Source organism: Tsuneonella sp. CC-YZS046, assembly GCF_035581365.1.
Taxonomy (GTDB): Bacteria; Pseudomonadota; Alphaproteobacteria; order Sphingomonadales; family Sphingomonadaceae; genus JAWKXU01.
On the sequence record NZ_CP141590.1, the window covers coordinates 1,595,179 to 1,616,808 of the forward strand.

Consider the following 21,630-nt stretch of genomic DNA (forward strand, 5'->3'; position numbering starts at 1 on the left):
TTTCGCTCCTTAAGCCTTCGCGCGGGCGCGCTCGCCCTGCAGGGTCTTGATGCGGGCGATCTCGCGGCGGACCTCACGGATCCGGGCAGGACGCTCAAGCTGGTTGGTCGCGGCCTGGAAGCGCAGGTTGAACTGTTCCCGCTTCAGCTCGGACAGATCGGCCGTCAGCTGATCGTCGGTCCTGGCGCGCAGGTCTTCAGTGTTGGCCATCATTCACCTCCCAGGTGCGAGGAGTCGCCGAGACGGGCAACCACCTTGGTCTTGATCGGCAGCTTCATCGCGGCGCGCTCGAACGCCACGGCAGCCAGCGGACCAGGCACGCCATCAAGCTCGAACAGGATGCGGCCCGGCTTCACGCGGGCGGCCCAGTATTCAATCGAGCCCTTGCCCTTGCCCTGACGGACTTCGGCGGGCTTCTTGGAAACCGGCACGTCCGGGAAAACGCGAATCCACAAGCGACCCTGGCGCTTGATATGGCGGGTGATGGCGCGGCGAGCAGCTTCGATCTGGCGCGCGGTGATGCGCTCCGGCTCCATCGCCTTCAGCCCATAGGAGCCGAAGTTCAGGCTGGTGCCACCCTTGGCATTGCCATGGATGCGGCCCTTGAAGGCCTTCCGGAACTTGGTTTTCTTCGGTTGCAGCATGATGCTTACTCTATCCTAGCCAATCCTCAGCGCGCGGGACGCACGCCGGAGGTCTGGGCTTCCATCATCAGGCGATCCTGAGCCATCGGGTCATGGCCGAGGATTTCGCCCTTGAAGATCCACACCTTGATGCCGATGATGCCATAGGCGGTCAGCGCCTCGGCCTCGGCATAGTCGACATTGGCGCGCAGCGTATGCAGCGGCACGCGGCCTTCGCGATACCACTCGACGCGCGCGATTTCCGCGCCGCCCAGACGGCCGCCGCAGGTGATCTTGATCCCCTCGGCGCCCAGACGCAGGGCGGATTGCACGGCGCGCTTCATCGCCCGGCGGAACGCCACGCGGCGAATGAGCTGATCGGCCACGCCCTGCGCGACGAGCTTGGCGTCGATCTCCGGCTTGCGGATCTCGACGATGTTCAGCTTCACCTCGCTCTCCGTCATTCTGGAGAGCTTCTGGCGCAGCTTCTCGATGTCGGCGCCCTTCTTGCCGATGATGACGCCCGGACGCGCGGCATAGATCGACACGCGGCACAGCTTGGCCGGGCGTTCGATCACCACCTTGGAGATCGCGGCCTGCGGAAGATTCTCGACGATATACTTGCGGATCTCGATATCTTCCTTGAGCAGCCGGCTGTAGTCGCGCCCTTCGGCGTACCAGCGGCTATCCCAGGTGCGGTTGATCTGCAGGCGCAGGCCGATCGGATTGCTCTTGTGACCCATCGATCAGGCCTCCTCGACTTCGCGGACCACGATGCGCAGCCGGCTGAAAGGCTTCAGGATGCGCGTGGACTTGCCACGGCCGCGCGTGTGGAAACGCTTCATGGTGATCGACTTGCCGACACTGGCTTCTGCAACGACCAGCGCATCGACGTCGAGATTGTGGTTGTTTTCCGCATTGGCGATCGCGGAGGCGAGAACCTTCTTCGCGTCCTGGGCCATCGCGCGCTTCGAGAAGGTCAGGATGTTCAACGCATCTTCGGCCTTCTTGCCACGGATCAGGGCAGCGACGAGATTCAGCTTCTGCGCCGAACCACGGATCGTGGTGCCGACCGCAAGCGCCTCGTTATCGGCGACGCGACGCGGAGCTTTCTGCTTGCTCATCAGCGCTTACCCTTCTTGTCGGCGGCGTGGCCGGGGAAGTTGCGCGTCGGCGCGAACTCGCCCAGCTTGTGGCCGACCATGTCTTCATTGACGGAGACCGGAATGAACTTCTGGCCGTTGTAGACACTGAACGTCAGGCCGACGAACTGCGGCAGGATCGTCGAACGGCGCGACCAGGTCTTGATCGGCGCGCGGCCACCCAAATCCTGAGCGTCTTCCGCCTTCTTGAGAAGGTGAAGGTCGACGAACGGGCCTTTCCAGACGGAACGAGCCATGGCTTACCTCTTCTTCTTGGCGTGACGCGAACGGATGATCATCTTGTCCGTCTGCTTGTTGTTGCGAGTGCGGGCGCCCTTGGTCGGCTTGCCCCACGGCGTGACCGGATGGCGACCGCCGGAAGTCCGGCCTTCACCACCGCCATGCGGGTGATCGACCGGGTTCTTGGCGACACCGCGAGTAAGCGGACGACGGCCAAGCCAGCGATTGCGGCCCGCCTTGGCCAGCGTCTGGTTGGAATTGTCGGGGTTCGACACCGCGCCGACCGTGCCCATGCAATCGCCGCGCAGGTAGCGCTGCTCGCCCGAGTTCAGGCGAACGATCACCAGACCGCGGTCACGGCCGACGAGCTGGACGTAAGCACCGGCCGAGCGGGCGATCTGGCCGCCCTTGCCCGGCTTCATCTCGATATTGTGGCAGATCGTGCCGACCGGCATCTGCGACAGCAGCATCGCATTGCCCGGCTTCACGTCGACCTTTTCGCCCGCGACAACGGTGTCGCCGACGCCGAGGCGCTGCGGAGCCAGGATATAGGCCAGCTCACCGTCTTCATACTTCACCAGCGCGATGAACGCGGTGCGGTTGGGATCGTATTCGATCCGCTCGACAGTGGCGGAAACATCCCACTTGCGACGCTTGAAGTCGATGTAGCGATACTTCTGCTTGTGGCCGCCCGCGATGCCGCGCGAGGTCACATGGCCCTTGTTGTTGCGGCCGCCCGTCTTGCGCTTGCCTTCGGTAAGCGCCTTGACCGGCTTGCCCTTCCAAAGGCCCGACTTGTCGACGAGGACCAGGCCGCGGCGCGCGGGGCTCGTCGGTTTGTAATTCTTCAGTGCCATCTTACGCGCCTCAGATACCGCTGGTGACGTCGATGGACTGGCCCTCGGCCAGCGTCACGATCGCCTTCTTCACATCGCTGCGCTTGTAGGGCTTGCCCTTCCAGCGCTTCGCCTTGCCCTTCTGGACGATGGTGTTCACACCCGTCACCTTGACGTCGAACAGCGCTTCCACCGCTTCCTTGATCTGCGGCTTGGTCGCATCGTCGGACACCTTGAACACGACCGCGTTATGCTCGGAGAGCAGGGTCGCCTTCTCGGTGATGTGGGGAGCGAGGATCACGTCGTAGTGACGCACGTCCACTTCCTGAGTCTTAGCCATTGAACCGCGCCTCCAGTTTTTCGACCGCAGCACGGGTCAGCACCAGCGTGTCATGCTTGAGAATGTCGTAGACATTGGCGCCGACGGCCGGGAGCACGTTGATGTTGGGCAGATTGCCCGCCGCCCGGGCGAAACCTTCGTTCACGCCGTCGCCATCAATGACAAGAACCTTCTTGCCCCAGCCCGCCTTTGCAAGCTGGCCGGCCAGCGCCTTGGTCTTGGCGTCCTTCAGCTCGAGGCTGTCGACAACCACGAGGCCGTTCCCCGAGGAGTCTTGGGCCTTGGCGGAAAGCGCCATCTTGAGGCCCAGCGCGCGGATCTTCTTGTTGAGCGACTGGCCGAAATCACGGGCACGCGCACCGTGAGCCTTGCCGCCGCCGATGAAGATCGGCGCCTTGCGGTCACCGTGGCGGGCAGTGCCGCCGCCCTTCTGGCGGCCGAACTTCTTGCCGGTGCGGGCAACATCGGAACGCTCGCGGGTCGGACGAGCCGGACCGCGACGGTTTTCGAGCTGCCAGGTGACGACGCGGTGCAGGATGTCGGTGCGCGGCTCCACGCCGAACACGGCATCCGACAATTCGATGTCGCCGGAGGCCTTACCGCCATCCAGGGTCTGTAGCTTGACCTTCACGACTTAGCCCTCCTGGCCTTCATCGCCGGTGGCGGCGGAATTGTTTTCGGGAGCAGCCGCTTCGCCGCCAGCTTCCTGGGCCGGCGCCGCATCGACCGCGGTTTCGGCTTCGTTCACGACGACATCGGCGGGAGCGGCATCGTTCTCGGGAACACCATTGGCCTTCTCTAGGACCGCGCCGGGGAACGGCACGCCTTCGGGCAACGGCAGCTTCACGGCATCGCTGACCAGCAGCCAGGCATTCTTGGCGCCGGGAACCGAACCCTTCACGAAGATCAGGCCGCGATCGGCGTCCGTGCGCACGACCTCGAGGTTCTGCTGGGTGCGCTGGCGGTCACCCATGTGGCCGGCCATCTTCTTGTTCTTGAACACGCGGCCCGGGTCCTGGCGGTTGCCGGTCGAGCCGTGAGCGCGGTGCGAGATCGAGACACCATGGGTGGCGCGCATGCCGCCGAAGCCCCAGCGCTTCATCGCACCGGCGAAACCCTTGCCCTGGGTGTGGCCGGTGATGTCCACCTTCTGGCCCGCCACGAAGTGATCGGCACTGATCGTCGCGCCGACGGGAAGCAGGGCCTCCTCGCTCTCGACGCGGAATTCAGCGACTTTCTGCTTCAGCGGAACCTGCGCCTTCGCGAAATGCTCGCGCTGCGGCTTGTTCACATTCTTCTGCTTCGCCTCACCCGAACCGACCTGCAGCGCGACATAGCCGTCACGCTCGGCGGTGCGGTGGGAAACAACCTGGCAATCTTCCAGCGCCAGGACGGTCACGGGAACGTGACGTCCATCCTCCTGGAACAAGCGGGTCATCCCGACTTTCTTGGCGATCACGCCAGTGCGCATGATCCAAACTCCTAACAGAGGCCTGACGAGGACCATCCCCGAAAGGCGTGTTCAGCCCAAAATTTGAAGCGAGCCCCGTCCGGGCTGAACGCTGAAGAACGCAACGCGGCGCCATCAGCAAGACGGGGGACGCTTGCCCGGAAATATTCACCCCGCCACGCGGGAGAACTGCACCGGAGGTATCCCTATGTCTGCGGGCGGAAGCCTTGAAGCACCCTGCCCTGCCGCAATTGAATCGGGATGCGGAAAACCGTTGGCGGGCCCTTACAGCCCAACTGGCATTTAGGCCAGCTTAATTTCTACATTTACGCCAGCGGCCAGATCGAGCTTCATCAGCGCGTCGACGGTCTGGGCATTCGGCTGCACGATATCGAGCAGGCGCTTGTAGGTGCGAACCTCGAACTGCTCCCGCGACTTCTTGTCGATGTGCGGGCCGCGGTTGACGGTGAACTTCTCGATACGCGTCGGCAGCGGAATGGGACCCCGAATGAGCGCACCCGTGCGGCGGGCGGTGTCCGCGATTTCACCAGTTGCCTGGTCAAGCACGCGATGGTCGAACGCCTTGAGGCGAATGCGGATATTCTGAGCTTCCATGTCCAATACCGATGCGAAAGAGCCGAAGAAAGCCGAGGCTTCCCTATAAAAGCAAAGAACCGCCCCGCCTCACCGATCTTCGAAGGAAGTTTCGGGAAGGGGCGGCCCTTCAAAAATACCGACTGGCCGAATCCGTCGGGACCCGGCCAGAGCGGCGCCTATATTACTTCGTGATCGAGCTGACAACCCCCGAACCGACGGTGCGGCCGCCTTCGCGAATAGCGAAACGCAGGCCTTCGTCCATCGCGATCGGAGCGATCAGCTTCACGCCGATCGTCACATTGTCGCCCGGCATGACCATCTCGGTGCCTTCGGGAAGGATCACTTCGCCGGTCACGTCGGTGGTGCGGAAGTAGAACTGCGGACGGTAGTTGGCAAAGAACGGCGTGTGGCGGCCGCCTTCATCCTTCGACAGCACGTAGACTTCCGCGCTGAACTCGGTGTGCGGCGTAACCGAACCGGGCTTGCACAGCACCTGGCCGCGTTCCACGTCTTCACGCGCGACACCGCGGATCAGAGCGCCGATGTTGTCGCCCGCTTCGCCCTGATCGAGCAGCTTGCGGAACATTTCGACGCCGGTCACGGTGGTCTTCTGGGTGTCCTTCAGACCGACGATCTCGACTTCCTCACCGACCTTGATGATGCCGGTTTCGACACGGCCGGTCACCACGGTGCCGCGACCCGAGATCGAGAACACGTCTTCGACCGGCATCAGGAACGGCTTGTCGACCGGGCGGGCCGGCTGCGGGATGTAGTCGTCGACGGCCTGCATCAGCTCGAGAATGGCGTTCTTGCCGATCTCGTCGTCGCGGCCTTCGAGAGCGGCCAGGGCCGAACCCTTGACGATCGGAATATCGTCGCCCGGGAAATCGTAGCTGGAGAGCAGCTCGCGAACTTCGAGTTCGACCAGCTCGAGGATTTCCTCGTCGTCGACCTGATCGACCTTGTTCATGAACACGACCAGGGCCGGCACGCCGACCTGACGGGCGAGCAGGATGTGCTCGCGGGTCTGCGGCATCGGGCCGTCGGCGGCGTTCACCACCAGGATCGCGCCGTCCATCTGCGCGGCGCCGGTGATCATGTTCTTCACATAGTCGGCGTGGCCCGGGCAATCGACGTGCGCATAGTGGCGGGCGCCGGTTTCATATTCGACGTGCGCGGTCGAAATGGTGATGCCGCGCTCGCGCTCTTCCGGAGCCTTGTCGATATTGGCGAAATCGACGGCTTCACCGCCGAAGGATTCAGCCAGAACCTTGGTGATCGCAGCGGTCAGCGTGGTCTTGCCGTGGTCGACGTGACCAATGGTGCCGATATTGCAGTGCGGTTTGTTCCGCTCGAATTTAGCCTTAGCCATCTTATGTAACCTCTGTTCGCTTGGATTTGATTACTGCGGGAAAGCGGCACCCGCTGAATCAGGCGCCGCCCCTAGACCGAACCTGCCGGTTAGGCAAGCTTCTCCTTGACCTCGGCCGCCACATTGGCCGGCACTTCGTCATAATGCGAGAATTGCATGGAGTATTGCGCACGGCCCTGGGTGAAGGAACGCAGTTCGTTCACATAGCCGAACATGTTCGCCAGCGGAACCATGGCCTCCACAACCTGGGCATTTCCGCGGCTGTCGGTGCCCTGGATCTGGCCACGACGCGAGTTGATGTCGCCGATCACGTCGCCCAGATATTCTTCCGGCGTCACCACTTCCACCTTCATGATCGGCTCGAGCAGCTTGATCCCGGCCTTCTGGGCAGCCTCGCGCATGGCGCCGCGACCGGCGATTTCAAACGCAAGCGCCGAAGAGTCGACGTCGTGATAGGCGCCGTCCGTCAGGTGGATGTTGAAGTCGATGATCGGGAAGCCGATCAGGCTGCCCGTCTCGGCGGTTTCGCGCATGCCCTTCTCGACCGACGGAATATATTCGCGCGGAATATTGCCGCCCTTGATCTCGTCGAAGAACTGGATGCCCGAACCGCGCTCGCCCGGAACGACGCGGATCTTGACGCGGCCGAACTGGCCGGAACCGCCCGACTGCTTCTTGTGGGTGTAATCCACCTCGACTTCGCGGGCCAGCGATTCACGATAGGCCACCTGCGGCGCGCCGACATTCGCTTCGACCTTGAACTCGCGCTTCATGCGGTCGACCAGGATTTCGAGGTGAAGCTCGCCCATGCCCTTGATGATGGTCTGGCCCGATTCGTGATCGGTGGAGACGCGGAAGGAGGGGTCTTCGGCGGCCAGGCGATTGAGCGCGAGGCCCATCTTTTCCTGGTCGGCCTTGGTCTTCGGTTCCACCGAAAGCTCGATCACCGGCTCGGGGAATTCCATCCGCTCGAGAATGATCGGCTGCTTTTCGGAGCACAGCGTGTCGCCGGTGGTGGTTTCCTTGAGGCCGGCCAGCGCGACGATGTCGCCGGCATAGGCCTCGTCGATGTCTTCACGGCTGTTGGCATGCATCAGCAGCATGCGGCCGATCTTTTCCTTCTTGTCCTTCACCGAGTTCAGGTAGCTGCCCTTGGAGAGCGTGCCCGAATAGATGCGCGCGAAGGTGAGCGAGCCGACGAACGGGTCGTTCATGATCTTGAACGCCAGCGCGGAGAACGGCGCGTCGTCGGCGGTCTTGCGGCTGTCCGGCTCTTCCGTGTCGGGGTTCACGCCCTGCACGTCGGGAATGTCGAGCGGCGACGGCATGAAGTCCACGACCGCGTCGAGCAGCGTCTGCACGCCCTTGTTCTTGAACGACGAGCCGCACAGCACCGGCACGAAGGCCTGCGCCAGCGTGCCCTTGCGGATCAGCGCCTTGAGCTGCTCGGGGGAAGGCGGATTGCCTTCGAGATAGGCTTCCATCGCCTCATCGTCCTGCTCGACGGCAAGCTCGATCAGCTTCTCGCGATATTCGGCGGCCTTGTCCTTCAGATCCTCGGGAACATCGACATATTCGAACTCGGCGCCGAGGCTCTCGTCCTTCCAGACGATGCCGCGGTCGTTGACGAGGTCGACCAGGCCGACGAAGTCGCTCTCCGCGCCGATCGGGAGATACAGCACCAGCGGCGTCGCGCCGAGGCGGTCGATGATCGTCTGCACGCAATAATAGAAATTCGCGCCGGTGCGGTCGAGCTTGTTGATGTAGCACATGCGCGGCACGCCGTATTTGTCGGCCTGGCGCCACACGGTTTCGGACTGCGGCTCCACGCCCGCGACCCCGTCGAACGCGGCCACCGCGCCGTCGAGCACGCGCAGCGAGCGCTCCACCTCGATGGTGAAGTCCACGTGGCCCGGGGTGTCGATGATGTTCAGGCGGTGATCGTTCCAGAAGCAGGTCGTCGCGGCCGAGGTGATGGTGATGCCGCGTTCCTGTTCCTGCTCCATCCAGTCCATCGTCGCGGCGCCGTCATGCACTTCGCCGATCTTGTAGGACTTGCCGGTGTAATAGAGGATGCGCTCGGTCGTGGTGGTCTTGCCGGCGTCGATATGCGCCATGATACCGAAATTCCGGTATTTTTCGAGCGGATGGCTGCGGGCCATGATAGTTTCCTTCGGGTCATGAGCGAGGCCGGTGCGCGGCCCCCGCCCATAGGTTTAAATTCGTGACAGCCGTGTGACTTACCACCGATAGTGGCTGAACGCGCGGTTGGCGTCGGCCATGCGATGGGTATCTTCCCGCTTCTTGACCGCGTTGCCGCGATTGTTCGCCGCATCCATCAGCTCGCCCGAAAGGCGGGCGGACATGGTGGTTTCGGCGCGGCCGCGCGCGGCGTTGATCAGCCAGCGGATGGCGAGAGCCTGGGCGCGCTCGGGGCGAACCTCGACCGGCACCTGATAGGTGGCGCCGCCGACGCGGCGGCTGCGGACCTCGATCTGCGGCTTCACATTGTTCAGCGCATCGTGGAACAGCTGGATCGGATCGGACTTCGCCCGCGATTCCATGGTTTCCAGCGCGCCGTAGACGATGCGTTCGGCAACGGACTTCTTCCCGTCCAGCATGAGGTTGTTCATGAACTTGGACAGAACCTGATCTCCGAACTTCGGATCGGGCAGGATTTCCCGCTTTTCGGGACGACGACGACGTGACATTTCCTCGAACTCCTCTGGAGTTTGGGGCGGTTCCCGCCCTCTCCCCCTCCCAGCCACCCGATAGCGCGATCGGGGATCATCGGGTGGCTGGGAGGGGGAGCGGGCCGGTGCCGCAAGCCTTCGACGGATGTCGAAGGCGCACCCAACTAAAACCTTACTTCGGCCGCTTGGCGCCGTATTTCGAACGGCTCTGCTTGCGATCCTTGACGCCCTGCGTATCGAGCACGCCGCGCAGCACGTGATAGCGCACGCCCGGAAGGTCGCGCACACGGCCGCCGCGGATCAGCACAACGGAGTGCTCCTGCAGGTTGTGGCCCTCGCCCGGGATGTAGGAGATGACCTCGCGCTGGTTGGTCAGGCGAACCTTCGCCACCTTGCGCAGAGCGGAGTTCGGCTTCTTCGGCGTCGTGGTGTAGACGCGAGTGCAAACGCCGCGCTTCTGCGGGTTCTGGTCCATCGCAGGAACCTTGCTCTTGGCCTTCTGCGGTTCGCGGCCCTTGCGGACCAGCTGGTTGATCGTTGGCATGAGTTACTCTTCACCATGGTTGATGGCGGCACCTACAGGGTGAAGAGTGAAAGACCGTGCGCCCATCCGTCATTCCCGCCACGGCGGGAATCGCGGCCGCCGGCAGCGGCCCGGACAGGCGAGTCTGAAACGCTCCACCCGGCCGGAACGCCGGGTTACTTTGACGGCTGCCCAATGGAAAAAGGGCCTGGCGAAACGCCCGAGGCCCCATGGACAAGACCGGCAATGTTCAGCTCGTATTCCGTCGGCGCCAAGCGGACTCGGCACCGGCTCGGCCGGCCCTTTAGGACAATGTCGGATTCGGGTCAAGAATGTCCGGAAGCATTCGCCCATTCCGCCGCGCGGCCGCGCGGCACGGCAAACGCCGCCTTGCCATCCGCCGCGCCCGCCTTACTAACGGACGCCATCATAGAGAGGGAAATTCCCGAAAGCAGAGGCATGGCAGGCGTATGAGCGAGATTCTGCAGTTGAACGACGGCTGGGCCATGCCGCAGCTGGGCCTTGGCCTGATGCGCTTCGGCGAGGAAGGCCAGACCGCCGCGGTGATCGGCCGGGCCGTCGATGCCGGCTATCGCCTGCTCGACACCGCCGCCGTCTACGGCACCGAGCAGCAGACCGGCGATGGCCTGCGGCAGCTTGCCGTGCCCCGCGAGGAGCTGTTCATCACCACCAAGCTGTGGAACGGCGACCATAGCAGCGGCGGCACCATCCCCGCCTTCAACGACAGCCTCGCCCGGCTCGGGCTGGAATATCTCGATCTCTACCTGATCCACTGGCCGCTGCCGATGTTCGACCGCTATGTCGAAGCCTGGCGCGCGCTGATCGAACTGCAACAGGAAGGCCGCGTCCGCTCGATCGGCGTGTCCAATTTCACCGAGGAGCATCTGGAGCGGATCATCGGCGAAACCGGCGTCGCGCCCGCGGTCAACCAGGTGGAGATGCACCCCTATTTCCAGCAGCGGAGCCTGCGCGCCTTCCATGAGCGGCACGGCATCGTGACCCAGGCCTGGTCGCCCATCGGCGGCGGCTGGGACGGCGCATCCGACATGCGCGCCGATCCCGTGATCGCCAGCATCGCGGAAAAGCACGGGCGCACGCCGACCCAGGTGATCCTGCGCTGGCACATCGCCTGCGGCGTGTCGGCGATCCCCAAGGCGACCAGCACCCCTCACCTGGTCGAAAACATGGAATCCTTCGGCTTCGAGCTGGATGCGGAGGACATGGCCGCGCTCACCGCGCTGGACCGGGACGACGGCCGCCTGGGCTTCGACCCGCTGACGATGGACATCGTGAATCTGGATGCATAGCGGATAGGGCCGGGCGGCACATCCTCGGGCTTGCCGGTCATTCGCCTGCGAATGCTTTCCGGCCGATTGCGAATATTCGCGGCTTACGAACTGGTCAGCTTCATCAAGGCAAGGCCGCTTACGATAAGGAGCGCCGCCAGCAGACGCAGCGGGGTGGCCGCTTCGCCAAGCACCAGAATCCCGACGGCGAATGCGCCGAGCGCTCCGATCCCCGTCCACACGGTGTAGGCCGTGCCCAGGGGCAGGCTGCGCATCGACCACGAGAGCAGCCCGAAGCTCACCAGCATGGCGGCTATGGTGACGACGCTGGGCCAGAAGCGCGAAAAGCCATGCGACTGCTTCATGGCGGCGGCCCAGACGATTTCAAACAGACCGGCGATAAACAGAACGACCCATGCCATGACAGCCTCCAGCAAATTGTGCTGCCGGGCCGTCCCGGTCTTGATACCCCAAGCGGGGCGGGAACGTGGTCGCCGCGAGGGAAGCCTAGATCAAGCGGCCCGATATTTCAACGTCCGTCATATCGAGCCAGCCCATCCCCGCTCGTCCCTATTCGTCCTAAGCCTTTTGGCCCTTCTTCGTCATCCCCGTGCAAACGGGGAGCCAGCACAACATTGCCTGGATTCCCGCTTTCGCGGAAATGACGAGGGAGTGAGAGAGGGAGGCGGAGTAAGCGTTCCACCTTTCCTACACGGTTGAAATCTGGCTTATCCTGCCGGATGAAACGCAGACGACATCGCACCGCCCGCTGGCCCGCCTACCGGCGGATTCCCTGCTTCACCCCGGTTCCCGTCCGCGCCCGACGTGACGGCTGGACGCCCGAGCGGCAGGCCCGCTTCCTCGGCTGGCTGGCCCAGACCGGCTGCGTCGCCAAGGCCGCGGCCAAGCTCGGCATGGCGCGCGAGACTGCCTATCGCCTGCGCCGCCGGGAAGGCGCGGGCAGCTTCGCCCATGCCTGGGATGCGGTGATGACCATCCGCGGCGGCGGGGAAGCGCCCCGGCGAAAGGTCACACTGGATGAGCGCTGGATGCTCGCCATGGAAGGCGGGTTCGTGGTGCGGATGCGGCGGGGCCGTTTCCTGGCAGCATGGCGCAAGCCCAGCACTTCCGCGCTGCTCAGCCTGCTGGCTTCCTATGACAGGGCATTGCGGCGGCACGACTTATGGGCATGAGGCCGACCGAAATGCAAATGCACATTTCCGGCGTTCTGCGTCAACCGGCACATGCTGTTCCGCATTCTTCGTCATCCCCGTGCAAACGGGGAGCCAGTTGCCACGTCGCTCTGGATTCCCGCTTTCGCGGGAATGACGAACAAGGGTGGCATGGAAAAACCTGCGCTTGGTGGGCGGCGGCGCGATCTGCTATCGCCCGCCCGATCCGCGCCGTGGGGAGAATGCATGAGCGTCGTCACCGCCTATCTGTATCGCCAGGGCAAGCCGGTGGAGCCGGTTTCGCTGGATAATGCGCCCGTCTTCACCAGCCCTTCCGATTTCGTGTGGATCGGCCTGTTCGAACCGTCCGACGCGGAACTGCGGGCCGTCCAGCAGCACTATGGGCTGCATCCGCTGGCGGTGGAGGATGCGCTGATGGCGCATCAATTGCCGAAGGTCGATGTCTATGGCGACCAGCTTTTCGTGGTGGCCCGCACCGCGCATCTCGAAGGCGACAAGATCCTCTATGGCGAAACGGCGATCTTCGTGGGCCAGCACCATATCATCACCGTGCGTCACGGATCGGCGCGCGCGCATACCCAGCTTCGCGCGCAACTCGAGGCCGCCCCTTCCCTGCTGAATCACGGGGTGGATTACGTGCTGCACGCGATCCTGGACTTCATCGTCGACGGCTATCTCCCGATCGTCGAGACGATCGAGGAAAACGTGCTGGAGATGGAGCATCGCGCGCTGGACAATTTCCTGGACCGGGCGGAAATCATGCGGATCTTCGGCCTGCGCCGGGAATTGATGCGCTTCCGCCGCGTGCTGGAGCCGATGTCGGAGATGTGCACCAAGCTGATCCATCTCGAACTGCCTTGCCTCGACGCGGAGGTGCGGCCCTATTTCCAGGACGTGCTGGATCATGTCCGCCGGGTGGCGATGCGGGTGGAGAGCCTGCGCGACGTGCTGACCTCCGTGTTCGAGGTCAGCCATCTGCTGGAATCGCAACGCCAGGGCGCGATTACCCGCCAGCTCGCCGCCTGGGCCGCGATCCTCGCCGTGCCGACCGCCATCGCCGGCATCTATGGCATGAATTTCCGGCACATGCCCGAACTCGGCACGCGATACGGCTATTTCGTCGTGCTGGGAGTGATCGCAATATCGTGCATGGGGCTATATATCCGCTTCAAGCGCGCGAAATGGCTCTAGACTCGTTTCGGGTCGGCCGGAACCGTCGCGCCGGACAGCATCGCAAGAAAGGGACAGGACAGATGAGCAACGATATGGACAAATATACCGGCGCGGCCAACGTCGGGGTGGACGAACTCAAGGCCCTGCCCGAGCAGGTGGTGGCGGAGTTGGAAGCGCATAAGCAGCTTTACCTGACCGATCCCGAAAAGGCGCATTACTGGGACCCGGGGGTGATCGGCGTGCCCGGCGGTCCGGTCGCATGCCTGCTGCTCGAATATACCGGCCGCAAATCCGGCAAGAAGCTGAGCATGGCGATCCAGTATTACCGCCGGAACGGCAAGGTCGCCATCGTCGCCTCCAAGGGCGGGATCGAGGAAAACCCGCAATGGTATCTCAATCTCCAGGCCGACCCGAACTGTTATGTCCGTATCGGGGCGAAGTCGTCTCCGGCGGTGGCTCGCACCGCGACGGGGGCCGAACGCGCCGAATGGTGGGCACAGATCCGCGAGGAACAGCCGATGCAGAAGACCTACGAATCCCGCACCAGCCGCGAGATTCCGGTGGTCATCCTGGAATTCCCCGAAGGCACCGACATCTGAGCCGCCATCCGGCTTGATGGGCCGGCTGGATGGGAAAGAAAAATGGGCGCCTCCGTCGGGGTCTGGGGAGTGACGGAGGCGCCCGTCCGGCAGAACCGGACGTCAGGAAGCCAGTTTGCCCGTCTGCGGGCTCTCCGGCTTCGTCTGGTCAGAAAGAAGGGTTATCAGCATTTCCATCCGGATCGGCGTGCCGAACCGCAGCCCTGCCGCCCCATCCGCGCACCAGCGCACTGTGGTGTTGGGCAGGACCAGCGGCCCAACCTCCACTGTAACCTGTGTCCCGGCGGCGATGTCGAACTCTCCTTCGCAGCGCATGCCGGTCTGCGAGATATTCGCCACCCGCCCCCGGTGGATAATGTCCCCTTCCCACACCCGGCAGGAAAGATCGGCGGGAATGCGCACGGCGCGCGGCGGATGGCTGGTTTCCCACCCATCCACGGGAACGCGGTTCTTCACCCCGACCCGGTCGCCTTCGCGCCAAACCACGTCCGCCTCGATCGGCTCGATACCTTCCCAGCAATAGGAAAGCGTTTCGCCCATGGAGAGATTCAGCTTCGTCTCGATCTGGGCCCCGCCCGGAGAAATATTGCGTACGATCCCGATATGGACCCTGCCCCCGCTTTCCACCCGGCACGCACGAAAGGTCGTGACATGACGCGCTTGCTGGCGGCGGTCTTCCTCTCCTGGCCGGGGGGTGGTGCCCCCGCTTTCCTCAGGACCGGACATTATCGTTCTCCTGGACCCAATATTCCTGGGGTGGTATCTTTAATCTGGATGTTTTGCCGCCAACCTGCCTCCCGCAGGCTATTCCGGCTAATGCACGTAATGATTTGCTGAAACGTAAGTTCCCTGATTTTTAACCTGCCCGGCAGTGACAAACCGGGAATGTAACGTTACGTAAAGGAAATCGCAGTATTTCGCGCACTTAACGATACGGGTCAAAAAGCAGGCGGGACATTTCCTTAAGGGAATTTAACACCGTTACAGCAGGATAATAAATGCCGGAAAGCATGGCCGGGCGGCAGGATTTTGCCGATCGAATGACAGGCGAGGTGCAACGCATCCTTTCCGATCCGGCGCTCGAGAGGGCGCCGACGCAACGTCGGCTACTCTCTTTCCTAGCCGAGCAGACCCTGTCCAATCCCGGCAGCCTCACCCAGTTTTCCATCGCGGTCGACGGGCTGGGGCGGCCCGAGGACTACGACCTCACCAGCGACAGCTATCCGCGCGTCCAGATGTCGAGGCTGCGCCGCAACCTTCTCAGCTATTACTCGCGCAACGCGCCGGGCGATGGCCATTGCGTCTATATCCGGCCGGGCGAATATCGCCTGCGGCTGGCGCCGCCCGAGACGGCCTATCCCGAACTGTTCAAGCAAGCCCGCCCGATTCTCTCGGCGGAAAGCAAGCAGATCGCCGCGGAAGCGAGCCGCAAGGAACCGCGCAAGAAATGGGCGGGGCTGGAAAACAGCCAGATGGTGGCCGTTCTCGCGGCAATCGCGCTCTTCCTCTCGATCCTCGCCCTGGCGATCAACGAATACCAGAGCCGGGCATTGGTGAAACCGGCGGTCGGCCTGGATATATCGGTGAGCGACGGCTTCGCGAAACATACCGGATGGCATGATTTCGCGCCGGACGTCATGCGGGAGGCGGAAAACTACGTCTCCAAATCCTTCATTGCCAGCTACAGCAAGGATGCCGTGGACGTTCCCCAGCCGGATTACGTCATTGCCATGAATTTCGGGCTGAATCTGTCGGACGCGCCCGATCTCAAGCTGACGATGCGGAATAGGGATGGACGGATGATCTATTCCAGCACGATCCGCGCCAACCCGCCGGCGAAGGAATTCTTCATCGACGAGGTCAACGCCAACCTCACCTATCTTCTGTCGCCCACCGGCGCCCTGGCGCACGATCGCATAGCCGATCAGCAATTCTCCCCGGAAACCGATTATCGCTGCTTCCTGATGATCGAGATCGGCCGGTCCGAAGGCACCAGCGTCCGGGATCTGGTCGAGAAATGCCTCGACCGGTTCGAGGACAGCGAATATCGCCCCTACTGGTATGCCAGGAAGGCTCTTTCCCAATATGCCCGGGGGTTGAGGCGCGGCGTGCCGATCGAGAAAAATACGCCCGCCTGGATCTCGTTGCAGGAAGCGATGCAGTTGGATCGCTACAATGCATTCGCCAACTATCTGGCGGCGAAGGTCGAGGCGGCCCGGGGCAATTGCGAACGGGCGGACATCTTCGCGGATCGCGTCCTGCAACGGAGCACGTCCTACCCCGCCCTGCTGGGCGCCACGCTTACCGAGGCGGCGGCCTGTGGCGGCGGCGGACGCACGCGAACCGAATGGGCGAGCCAGATCCGCAGCCTGGCGAGAGCGAATCCGGACCCCGATCCCCTGCTGAAGATGCATCTGATGCTGGCCACGCTCGCCATTGGCGATACCGGCACCGCCAAGCAGATCGCCGATTCATTGCCGATCGAAGACGCGAAGGGAAACATGGCGATAATCAGCAGGAGCGTCTCCCGCGCGCTCCATGATCAGCCGTATTTCCAGCAGAACCGCCAAAGGATCGACCGCGAGATCGCGATCTTCATATGGAATGGCGCGGGCCGGAAGCTGATCCTGGACGAACTGGGCAAGGCCCCTTCGACCGAGGTGGCGCTCTATCCCATGCTCTCTGCCGGAATGGATATATCCACCTCGAGCCCGGCCCGCTCCCAGCGATAGACGATCTCGCCGCGCAATTGCGCCGTGGCCGCGCGCTGCGCCAGCTTCGTCCCGAAACTGCGCTTTTCGGGTTTTTCGAGAATGGCGGGGCCGCCCCGTTCGCGCCAGCGTATCATCACTATCCCGCCGCGATTCTCCAGCGCGATCGATATTTGCCCGCCAGCGTTGGAGAAGGCGCCGTATTTCACGGAATTGGTGGCCAGCTCATGCAACAGCAGCGCCAGCGCCGTGGTCGCGGAAGTCCCTATATCGACATCGTCCCCTTCCACCAGAAGCCGCTGCTCGCTGGAGCCGGAATTCTGATAGGGTGCCATGATCACCGCGATCAGGCCCTTGAGATCGCGCGCGCCTGCAATGCCGTTGTCCCCGACATCGGGGCGGAAATGATCGTGGGCACGGGCAAGCGCGGTGATGCGGGCCATGATGCTTTCGGCCAGCGGACGAAATTCCGAGCGGCGGGGCACCGAAAGGCTGATGATGCTGCCTACCACGGAAAAGATATTCTTGATGCGATGGGACAATTCCAGGGAGATCAGGCCCAGCCTCTCCTCCGTGCATTTCTGCTGGTCGACATTGGTGCAGGTGCCGAACCACCGCTCGATCGCCCCCTCGCTGTCCCGCAAGGCCACGCCCCGGGCAAGCATCCAGCGATATTCGCCATCGTGATGGCGCATCCTGTATTCGACCTCATAGGGCTGGCCGCTCGTCACGGATTCGCGCCAGGCGGCGGCGATATGCGGCCGGTCCTCCGGATGGAGCACGTCGATCCAGGCTTCGCCGTCCGTGTCTCCGTGGCTCAACCCCGTAAATTCATACCATTGCCGATTGAAGAAATCCGCCATGCCCGCCGGCGTCGTCGACCAGACCATTTGCGGCAAAGTGTCGAGAATCCCGCGGATGCGGCCGTCATCCAGCCCCAGCAAAAAGCGGGAATGATCCTGTTCCCGAGAACTCGGCACCCGGCTTCTCCCCCTTTTATCAAGCGAAGTCTTGTGCAGACTGCCGCGATGTCTGTGCGGGAGTAAACACAACTATCGCCTACGTCTGCACACTTCTGCACAGAGAACCTTTATGGCCGCGCTGCGTTGTCTTTTTCAAGAAGGAAAGGCGGCCACTCCCATGAACGTTCCTAACCCATTGGATTTCAACACCAACAATCTTCTCCATTCGCTTCGGGAGAAGGATCTGGAACTGCTTGGCCCATATCTCAAGGAAAAGCATTTCGAAGCGGGAACAGTGCTTTACGAACCGGGCGACAATGTCCGGACGGTTTATTTCCCCAAAGGCCCTACGCTGGTTTCCTTCGTGATCGAACTGGCTGACGGACGGGCGGTGGAAACTGTGCTGGTGGGGCGAGAAGGGGCTGTCGGAGGGATCGTCAGCCAAGGGCACCTTCCCGCCTATGCGCGCTGCGTGGTCCAGTTTTCCGGCCCGGCCTTCATGATCGATTCCACCGAACTGGAAGTTGCCAAGCATCAGTCGATGACGTTGCGTCATCTGTTCTCGCGCTATGCCGATTGCCTGGTGGCGCAGATGTTCCAGTCGATAGCCTGCAATGCCGTGCATACGATCGAGCAGAGGACCGCGAAATGGCTGCTCGCGGCAATAGACCGCACCGGCAGCCAGGAAGTGCCGCTGACGCAGGAACAGCTCGCCTCCATGCTGGGCGTGGGGCGCAGCTATATCAGCCGGGTCATAGGTGGAATGCGCACGGATTCGCTGATCGAGACGCGCCGAGGCAAGATCAGGGCCGGAGAGCTGGAACGGCTTCGCTGCCTTTCCTGCGATTGCAACGAACTCGTCCAGCGCCATTTCGACCGCGTGCTGGAAGGCGTCTATCCCCATGAAACGGAGCTTGCCGTGTAAGGCGGGAAACGGTCCCTCAGGGAGACGGGAAGCGCGCCGCCGGGCGAGGCCCATCGCCGGCCATCCTCTCCCATCGCTCTGCCCTGATGAACTCGACGGGATCGTAAACCCGCGTCTCCCATTGCAGGTCGTCAGGGCGGGCATGAGGGGCGAGAGACATGGCGCAAACGATATGGCGAAAATGCGGAGCGAGCAGCGCGAGATTGCTCCGCGCGCAGCGCCAGGCCGAATCCGGCCCATGCTCCTCTCCGAAGAAACCGTTGGATTGCGCCAGCATCCAGGCAACGTTGGAGACATACAAGCTGTCCGGGACGACGCCGGCGGCACGGGCCTCGCTCATTCCGCCGGATAGCGCCGCAAAGGGGCACTCGCGGTCCATGCCGCCCCGCATGTCGACGCAGGCCAGTTCTATCCGGCCTTCGCGCGCCATCCGGCTGACGTGACGGAACCGCTCCGGCGCGTGTTCCGCAAGCCAGCTGCCATCGCGCGCCCGGTCGGCCCGGAGCCATTCCCCCGTATCCGGCAGGAACTGGCGCAATCGCGGCCGGGCCGGCAAGGCGGCGACCGCAAGCTCGATGAATTCCTCCGCGCTGGCGGCGGTGCGCAGGGCCGACAGCACGGCATCCCACACGCGAAACTGATGGATATTGATGTCCATCAGCAAAGCCCAGCGCGATTGCCGGGCGGCCACGATGTCGAGATTGCGAAAGCTCCCCCAGCCAAGGTGGAGCCGGTTCCTCCCCGCATCTTCGGGCCTCCGCAGCAACGCCAGCGCCTGCTCCGCTCCCTCATCCTCGCGCATCGTGACGGTATATCCGCCGCGCTCAGTTTGCAGTGGCTCCGGCCAGGATTTACCGATAAGCTCTTGCGGATTCCAGCGTTGAGAATCACTTGCAGGGGGGCGGGGGTTCATGTTTGCGGTTGAGAGCCGATTGCGGCGGGAAAACGCAACAGAATTCTTGCGCCTTGATCTCCATCGCCAAAGTGAAGCCGATGACTGGGCGTCTCCCTTTATCGGCGCCATGCTGGGCGGCATGTTGTCGACCGCGGATTTCGAGCAGGTAGTGGACAGCTTCGCGGCGAGCGGATGCATCAAGCTGTCCGCCCCGGCGGCGGCTGAAGAAACGCTGCGTTACATAGAGGAAGCCCACCGGATCGACGGCCGGTATGGAGTGGATTGCCCCGAACTCAATTTCCGCAGCCTCTGGCTCGCAGGGGAACATGGCCGCCCCGGCGCGATCTATATCGATGCGCCAGCGGAACGGATGCCCGCGCCGAGATCGCCGGTTCAACTCAATCGCCCGCTTCACCTCCATGATTCCGGGAGGATGGCGCTTATCCTGCATGGGGCCGCCACCTTCATCATGGGCGAGCCGGGCAGCCGGGATTCAAGCACCCTGGCGCGCATTCCGGTATCGGCCGGGGATCTGTTGTTCTGGCCCGCCTGGACCGCGCACAGCTTCGACGCGCAGGACGGCTTCGGCCTGCTTTCGGGCATGGCCGTTTACGTATCGCCGGAAGAAGATGGTTTCAGCCTTCCGATCAGCTCGAAGGATCGGCGCCAATAGGCGGATTGCACATGGAACACAGCCTGCCAGTCAATCGAAGCAGTTCGCGGAAGGAACTCCTGCCATGAAGACGCATTTCCCGCTCGCGCTTGCAATCGTTGGAGCAGCGGCGCTCTCCGCCTGCGCGACCTACGAGCAGCCCGCTCCCATCACCGGCCTGTCCGGCTCCACCTGGAAGCTGGTGAGTATCGCTTCGACGGACGATGCGCAGGGCGTGAAGACGCCGGGCGAACGCAGCTATGCGCTCACCTTCAATGTGGATGGCACCCTGAACGGAGCGCTGGATTGCAATCGCGCGGCCGGGCGCTGGACCACCAGCGGCGAAAACGGGCTTTCGATCACGCCGATGACCCTCACCCGCGCGCTGTGCCCCGAACCCCGGCTCGACACCGTCCTGGTCGAACACTTGCCGCATGTCGCCAGCTACCAGATCAAGGACGGGCGTCTGTTCCTCACCCTGCAGGCCGACGGCGGCATCCTGGAGTTCGAACCGGCAAGTTGACCGCCCGGCTTCAGGCGGAGGTCAGATGGGCAACCAGGGCCTTCACCTTCTTCTGCCGCCATTGCGGCGTCGGCGCGACCAGCCAGTAGGCGCGGCGGCTGGCGACAGGCTCGCCCAGCGGCTCCACTCGTCCGGCGTCGATCCAGCTTTCGGCCAGCAGCGCGGGCACGGTGGCCACGCCCAGCCCGGCCGCCGCGGCGGCCAGCGCCTGCCCCGCATCGGCAACGCTGAGGGCAGGCTCATCCACCCCCTCGGCAGCGGGATCGCCCGGCCACAGGATGCAGGTAGCCTCGTCATCCTCCGTCTTCCCCGCGGCGGTGACCCGCCACCTTGCCGGCTCCCCGATCATGACCCCTTCCAGATCGCCGGGGCCTTCCGCCCAGAGCACGGCAAGATCGAGATTGGCGCTGGTGAAATCCGCGGCTTCCCCATCCAGCAAGGCATAATGCACTTCCGGATTGGCGGCGCGGAATGCCGCCAGGCGAGGCCCGAGCCAGGATTCGAAGAAATCGCGGGGCGCGGCAATGGTGTAGCGATGGCTCGCCTGCCCAGCCTGCATCGCCCGCACCGATTCCTCGAAATGGAGGAACCCTTCGCGCAACGGGTCCAGCCCGGCCATGGCTTCCTCGGTCAGTTCGAGGCCCTTGCTGGTGCGGCGGAACAGCACGACGCCGAGCACATCCTCCAGCGCGCGAATCTGCTGGCCGACCGCCGCCGGCGTCACCGCCAGTTCGTCGGCCGCGCGCGTGAACGAAAGGTGCCGGGCCGCCGCATCGAACACACGCAGGGCATTGAGCGGAAGATGAGTGCGCTTCATGCGGCTCCCTTAGTCCGCCGGGTGGGCAGCGGCAATCTCTCTCGATCCGGAATGCAT

At 63.4% G+C, this 21,630-nt stretch carries 27 protein-coding genes; 8 read left to right on the forward strand and 19 right to left on the reverse strand.

The features are described 5' to 3' along the window. Positions 1 to 9: 9 nt before the first annotated feature. The 14 genes from rpmC to rpsL form a co-directional block, all read right to left on the reverse strand. Positions 10 to 210 carry a 50S ribosomal protein L29 gene (gene rpmC / locus U8326_RS07845; protein WP_324743555.1) on the reverse strand — a complete coding sequence of 67 codons (201 nt, stop codon included), beginning with the start codon at positions 208 to 210 and terminating at the stop codon, positions 10 to 12. Continuing rightward, positions 210 to 644: a 50S ribosomal protein L16 gene (rplP, locus tag U8326_RS07850; RefSeq protein WP_324743417.1), complete on the reverse strand. Its 435-nt coding sequence runs from the start codon at positions 642 to 644 to the stop codon at positions 210 to 212. The genes rpmC and rplP overlap by 1 nt, the downstream gene beginning before the upstream one ends. A gap of 26 nt (positions 645 to 670) precedes the next feature. After that, complete coding sequence (gene rpsC, locus U8326_RS07855; protein WP_324743418.1) at positions 671 to 1,366, reverse strand: 30S ribosomal protein S3; 696 nt, start codon at positions 1,364 to 1,366, stop codon at positions 671 to 673. A 3-nt stretch (positions 1,367 to 1,369) separates the two neighbouring features. After that, positions 1,370 to 1,747: a 50S ribosomal protein L22 gene (gene rplV, locus U8326_RS07860; RefSeq protein WP_324743419.1), complete on the reverse strand. Its 378-nt coding sequence runs from the start codon at positions 1,745 to 1,747 to the stop codon at positions 1,370 to 1,372. Next, positions 1,747 to 2,022 carry a 30S ribosomal protein S19 gene (rpsS, locus tag U8326_RS07865; RefSeq protein WP_324743420.1) on the reverse strand — a complete coding sequence of 92 codons (276 nt, stop codon included), beginning with the start codon at positions 2,020 to 2,022 and terminating at the stop codon, positions 1,747 to 1,749. The genes rplV and rpsS overlap by 1 nt, the downstream gene beginning before the upstream one ends. A gap of 3 nt (positions 2,023 to 2,025) precedes the next feature. After that, positions 2,026 to 2,862, reverse strand: a complete 837-nt coding sequence (gene rplB / locus U8326_RS07870) for a 50S ribosomal protein L2 (RefSeq protein ID WP_324743421.1) — start codon at positions 2,860 to 2,862, stop codon at positions 2,026 to 2,028. Positions 2,863 to 2,872: 10 nt separating this feature from the next. Further along, positions 2,873 to 3,181 (reverse strand): 50S ribosomal protein L23, encoded by a 309-nt coding sequence (locus U8326_RS07875; RefSeq protein WP_324743422.1) that lies wholly within the window; start codon positions 3,179 to 3,181, stop codon positions 2,873 to 2,875. After that, on the reverse strand, positions 3,174 to 3,812 hold the full coding sequence (rplD, locus tag U8326_RS07880) for a 50S ribosomal protein L4 (protein ID WP_324743423.1): 639 nt from the start codon (positions 3,810 to 3,812) through the stop codon (positions 3,174 to 3,176). The genes U8326_RS07875 and rplD overlap by 8 nt, the downstream gene beginning before the upstream one ends. 3 nt (positions 3,813 to 3,815) lie before the next feature. Further along, a complete protein-coding gene (gene rplC / locus U8326_RS07885) occupies positions 3,816 to 4,652 on the reverse strand; it encodes a 50S ribosomal protein L3 (RefSeq protein WP_324743424.1) in 837 nt (278 codons plus the stop codon). A 282-nt stretch (positions 4,653 to 4,934) separates the two neighbouring features. Next, positions 4,935 to 5,246, reverse strand: a complete 312-nt coding sequence (gene rpsJ / locus U8326_RS07890; protein ID WP_034905023.1) for a 30S ribosomal protein S10 — start codon at positions 5,244 to 5,246, stop codon at positions 4,935 to 4,937. A gap of 163 nt (positions 5,247 to 5,409) precedes the next feature. Beyond that, the gene (tuf, locus tag U8326_RS07895) at positions 5,410 to 6,600 is read right to left on the reverse strand and encodes an elongation factor Tu (protein WP_324743426.1); all 1,191 of its coding nucleotides are present in this window, start codon (positions 6,598 to 6,600) and stop codon (positions 5,410 to 5,412) included. A gap of 89 nt (positions 6,601 to 6,689) precedes the next feature. Then, a complete protein-coding gene (fusA, locus tag U8326_RS07900; protein ID WP_324743427.1) occupies positions 6,690 to 8,762 on the reverse strand; it encodes an elongation factor G in 2,073 nt (690 codons plus the stop codon). Positions 8,763 to 8,840: 78 nt separating this feature from the next. Beyond that, positions 8,841 to 9,311, reverse strand: a complete 471-nt coding sequence (gene rpsG / locus U8326_RS07905; RefSeq protein ID WP_324743428.1) for a 30S ribosomal protein S7 — start codon at positions 9,309 to 9,311, stop codon at positions 8,841 to 8,843. A gap of 154 nt (positions 9,312 to 9,465) precedes the next feature. After that, on the reverse strand, positions 9,466 to 9,837 hold the full coding sequence (gene rpsL, locus U8326_RS07910; RefSeq protein WP_133496204.1) for a 30S ribosomal protein S12: 372 nt from the start codon (positions 9,835 to 9,837) through the stop codon (positions 9,466 to 9,468). Between the two features lie 449 nt (positions 9,838 to 10,286). On the opposite strand from rpsL, the gene U8326_RS07915 reads away from it, so the two are divergent. Beyond that, the gene (locus U8326_RS07915; protein WP_324743429.1) at positions 10,287 to 11,144 is read left to right on the forward strand and encodes an aldo/keto reductase; all 858 of its coding nucleotides are present in this window, start codon (positions 10,287 to 10,289) and stop codon (positions 11,142 to 11,144) included. 83 nt (positions 11,145 to 11,227) lie between these two features. Here the strand turns inward: U8326_RS07915 and sugE are convergent, their stop codons facing one another. After that, a complete protein-coding gene (gene sugE, locus U8326_RS07920) occupies positions 11,228 to 11,545 on the reverse strand; it encodes a quaternary ammonium compound efflux SMR transporter SugE (protein ID WP_324743431.1) in 318 nt (105 codons plus the stop codon). 318 nt (positions 11,546 to 11,863) lie between these two features. On the opposite strand from sugE, the gene U8326_RS07925 reads away from it, so the two are divergent. The 3 genes from U8326_RS07925 (at position 11,864) to U8326_RS07935 (ending at position 14,088) form a co-directional block, all read left to right on the forward strand. Then, positions 11,864 to 12,316, forward strand: a complete 453-nt coding sequence (locus tag U8326_RS07925; RefSeq protein WP_324743432.1) for a hypothetical protein — start codon at positions 11,864 to 11,866, stop codon at positions 12,314 to 12,316. A gap of 225 nt (positions 12,317 to 12,541) precedes the next feature. Beyond that, positions 12,542 to 13,507, forward strand: a complete 966-nt coding sequence (corA, locus tag U8326_RS07930; protein ID WP_324743433.1) for a magnesium/cobalt transporter CorA — start codon at positions 12,542 to 12,544, stop codon at positions 13,505 to 13,507. A gap of 62 nt (positions 13,508 to 13,569) precedes the next feature. Next, the gene (locus U8326_RS07935) at positions 13,570 to 14,088 is read left to right on the forward strand and encodes a nitroreductase family deazaflavin-dependent oxidoreductase (protein WP_324743435.1); all 519 of its coding nucleotides are present in this window, start codon (positions 13,570 to 13,572) and stop codon (positions 14,086 to 14,088) included. Between the two features lie 102 nt (positions 14,089 to 14,190). On the opposite strand, the gene U8326_RS07940 is transcribed toward U8326_RS07935, so the two are convergent. Next, positions 14,191 to 14,814: a PilZ domain-containing protein gene (locus tag U8326_RS07940; protein WP_324743437.1), complete on the reverse strand. Its 624-nt coding sequence runs from the start codon at positions 14,812 to 14,814 to the stop codon at positions 14,191 to 14,193. Between the two features lie 272 nt (positions 14,815 to 15,086). Here U8326_RS07940 and U8326_RS07945 point away from each other — a divergent pair, with 272 nt between their 5' ends. Beyond that, positions 15,087 to 16,820: a hypothetical protein gene (locus tag U8326_RS07945; protein ID WP_324743438.1), complete on the forward strand. Its 1,734-nt coding sequence runs from the start codon at positions 15,087 to 15,089 to the stop codon at positions 16,818 to 16,820. On the opposite strand, the gene U8326_RS07950 is transcribed toward U8326_RS07945, so the two are convergent. Then, on the reverse strand, positions 16,757 to 17,779 hold the full coding sequence (locus U8326_RS07950) for a PAS domain-containing protein (protein ID WP_324743439.1): 1,023 nt from the start codon (positions 17,777 to 17,779) through the stop codon (positions 16,757 to 16,759). The two genes, U8326_RS07945 and U8326_RS07950, sit on opposite strands and share 64 nt — an antisense overlap. Before the next feature lie 160 nt (positions 17,780 to 17,939). On the opposite strand from U8326_RS07950, the gene U8326_RS07955 reads away from it, so the two are divergent. Next, positions 17,940 to 18,686 (forward strand): Crp/Fnr family transcriptional regulator, encoded by a 747-nt coding sequence (locus U8326_RS07955; RefSeq protein ID WP_324743440.1) that lies wholly within the window; start codon positions 17,940 to 17,942, stop codon positions 18,684 to 18,686. Between the two features lie 16 nt (positions 18,687 to 18,702). On the opposite strand, the gene U8326_RS07960 is transcribed toward U8326_RS07955, so the two are convergent. Then, entirely contained in the window at positions 18,703 to 19,488 is a 786-nt protein-coding gene (locus U8326_RS07960) for a hypothetical protein (protein WP_324743441.1), read from the reverse strand. A 157-nt stretch (positions 19,489 to 19,645) separates the two neighbouring features. Between U8326_RS07960 and U8326_RS07965 the strand changes: the two genes are divergently transcribed. Together U8326_RS07965 and U8326_RS07970 are read left to right on the forward strand one after the other, a co-directional pair. Further along, positions 19,646 to 20,254: a hypothetical protein gene (locus tag U8326_RS07965; RefSeq protein WP_324743442.1), complete on the forward strand. Its 609-nt coding sequence runs from the start codon at positions 19,646 to 19,648 to the stop codon at positions 20,252 to 20,254. A 64-nt stretch (positions 20,255 to 20,318) separates the two neighbouring features. Next, complete coding sequence (locus U8326_RS07970) at positions 20,319 to 20,756, forward strand: META domain-containing protein (RefSeq protein ID WP_324743443.1); 438 nt, start codon at positions 20,319 to 20,321, stop codon at positions 20,754 to 20,756. 10 nt (positions 20,757 to 20,766) lie between these two features. Here U8326_RS07970 and U8326_RS07975 read toward each other — a convergent pair whose 3' ends face one another. Beyond that, positions 20,767 to 21,573, reverse strand: a complete 807-nt coding sequence (locus U8326_RS07975; RefSeq protein WP_324743444.1) for a LysR family transcriptional regulator — start codon at positions 21,571 to 21,573, stop codon at positions 20,767 to 20,769. Positions 21,574 to 21,630: the final 57 nt, after the last annotated feature.

Coding starts and splice junctions, on each gene's coding strand:
- U8326_RS07955 (WP_324743440.1), top strand. CDS start 17,940: ATGAACGTTCCTAACCCATTGGATTTCAACACCAACAATCTTCTCCAT.
- rplV (WP_324743419.1), bottom strand. CDS start 1,747: ATGAGCAAGCAGAAAGCTCCGCGTCGCGTCGCCGATAACGAGGCGCTT.
- rpsL (WP_133496204.1), bottom strand. CDS start 9,837: ATGCCAACGATCAACCAGCTGGTCCGCAAGGGCCGCGAACCGCAGAAG.
- rpsS (WP_324743420.1), bottom strand. CDS start 2,022: ATGGCTCGTTCCGTCTGGAAAGGCCCGTTCGTCGACCTTCACCTTCTC.
- U8326_RS07970 (WP_324743443.1), top strand. CDS start 20,319: ATGAAGACGCATTTCCCGCTCGCGCTTGCAATCGTTGGAGCAGCGGCG.
- rplP (WP_324743417.1), bottom strand. CDS start 644: ATGCTGCAACCGAAGAAAACCAAGTTCCGGAAGGCCTTCAAGGGCCGC.
- corA (WP_324743433.1), top strand. CDS start 12,542: ATGAGCGTCGTCACCGCCTATCTGTATCGCCAGGGCAAGCCGGTGGAG.
- rpmC (WP_324743555.1), bottom strand. CDS start 210: ATGGCCAACACTGAAGACCTGCGCGCCAGGACCGACGATCAGCTGACG.
- rplC (WP_324743424.1), bottom strand. CDS start 4,652: ATGCGCACTGGCGTGATCGCCAAGAAAGTCGGGATGACCCGCTTGTTC.
- U8326_RS07945 (WP_324743438.1), top strand. CDS start 15,087: ATGCCGGAAAGCATGGCCGGGCGGCAGGATTTTGCCGATCGAATGACA.
- rpsJ (WP_034905023.1), bottom strand. CDS start 5,246: ATGGAAGCTCAGAATATCCGCATTCGCCTCAAGGCGTTCGACCATCGC.
- sugE (WP_324743431.1), bottom strand. CDS start 11,545: ATGGCATGGGTCGTTCTGTTTATCGCCGGTCTGTTTGAAATCGTCTGG.
- rplB (WP_324743421.1), bottom strand. CDS start 2,862: ATGGCACTGAAGAATTACAAACCGACGAGCCCCGCGCGCCGCGGCCTG.
- rpsC (WP_324743418.1), bottom strand. CDS start 1,366: ATGGGTCACAAGAGCAATCCGATCGGCCTGCGCCTGCAGATCAACCGC.
- rpsG (WP_324743428.1), bottom strand. CDS start 9,311: ATGTCACGTCGTCGTCGTCCCGAAAAGCGGGAAATCCTGCCCGATCCG.
- U8326_RS07935 (WP_324743435.1), top strand. CDS start 13,570: ATGAGCAACGATATGGACAAATATACCGGCGCGGCCAACGTCGGGGTG.
- U8326_RS07975 (WP_324743444.1), bottom strand. CDS start 21,573: ATGAAGCGCACTCATCTTCCGCTCAATGCCCTGCGTGTGTTCGATGCG.
- U8326_RS07960 (WP_324743441.1), bottom strand. CDS start 19,488: ATGCGCGAGGATGAGGGAGCGGAGCAGGCGCTGGCGTTGCTGCGGAGG.
- U8326_RS07940 (WP_324743437.1), bottom strand. CDS start 14,814: ATGTCCGGTCCTGAGGAAAGCGGGGGCACCACCCCCCGGCCAGGAGAG.
- U8326_RS07925 (WP_324743432.1), top strand. CDS start 11,864: ATGAAACGCAGACGACATCGCACCGCCCGCTGGCCCGCCTACCGGCGG.
- U8326_RS07875 (WP_324743422.1), bottom strand. CDS start 3,181: ATGGCTAAGACTCAGGAAGTGGACGTGCGTCACTACGACGTGATCCTC.
- U8326_RS07915 (WP_324743429.1), top strand. CDS start 10,287: ATGAGCGAGATTCTGCAGTTGAACGACGGCTGGGCCATGCCGCAGCTG.
- tuf (WP_324743426.1), bottom strand. CDS start 6,600: ATGGCTAAGGCTAAATTCGAGCGGAACAAACCGCACTGCAATATCGGC.
- fusA (WP_324743427.1), bottom strand. CDS start 8,762: ATGGCCCGCAGCCATCCGCTCGAAAAATACCGGAATTTCGGTATCATG.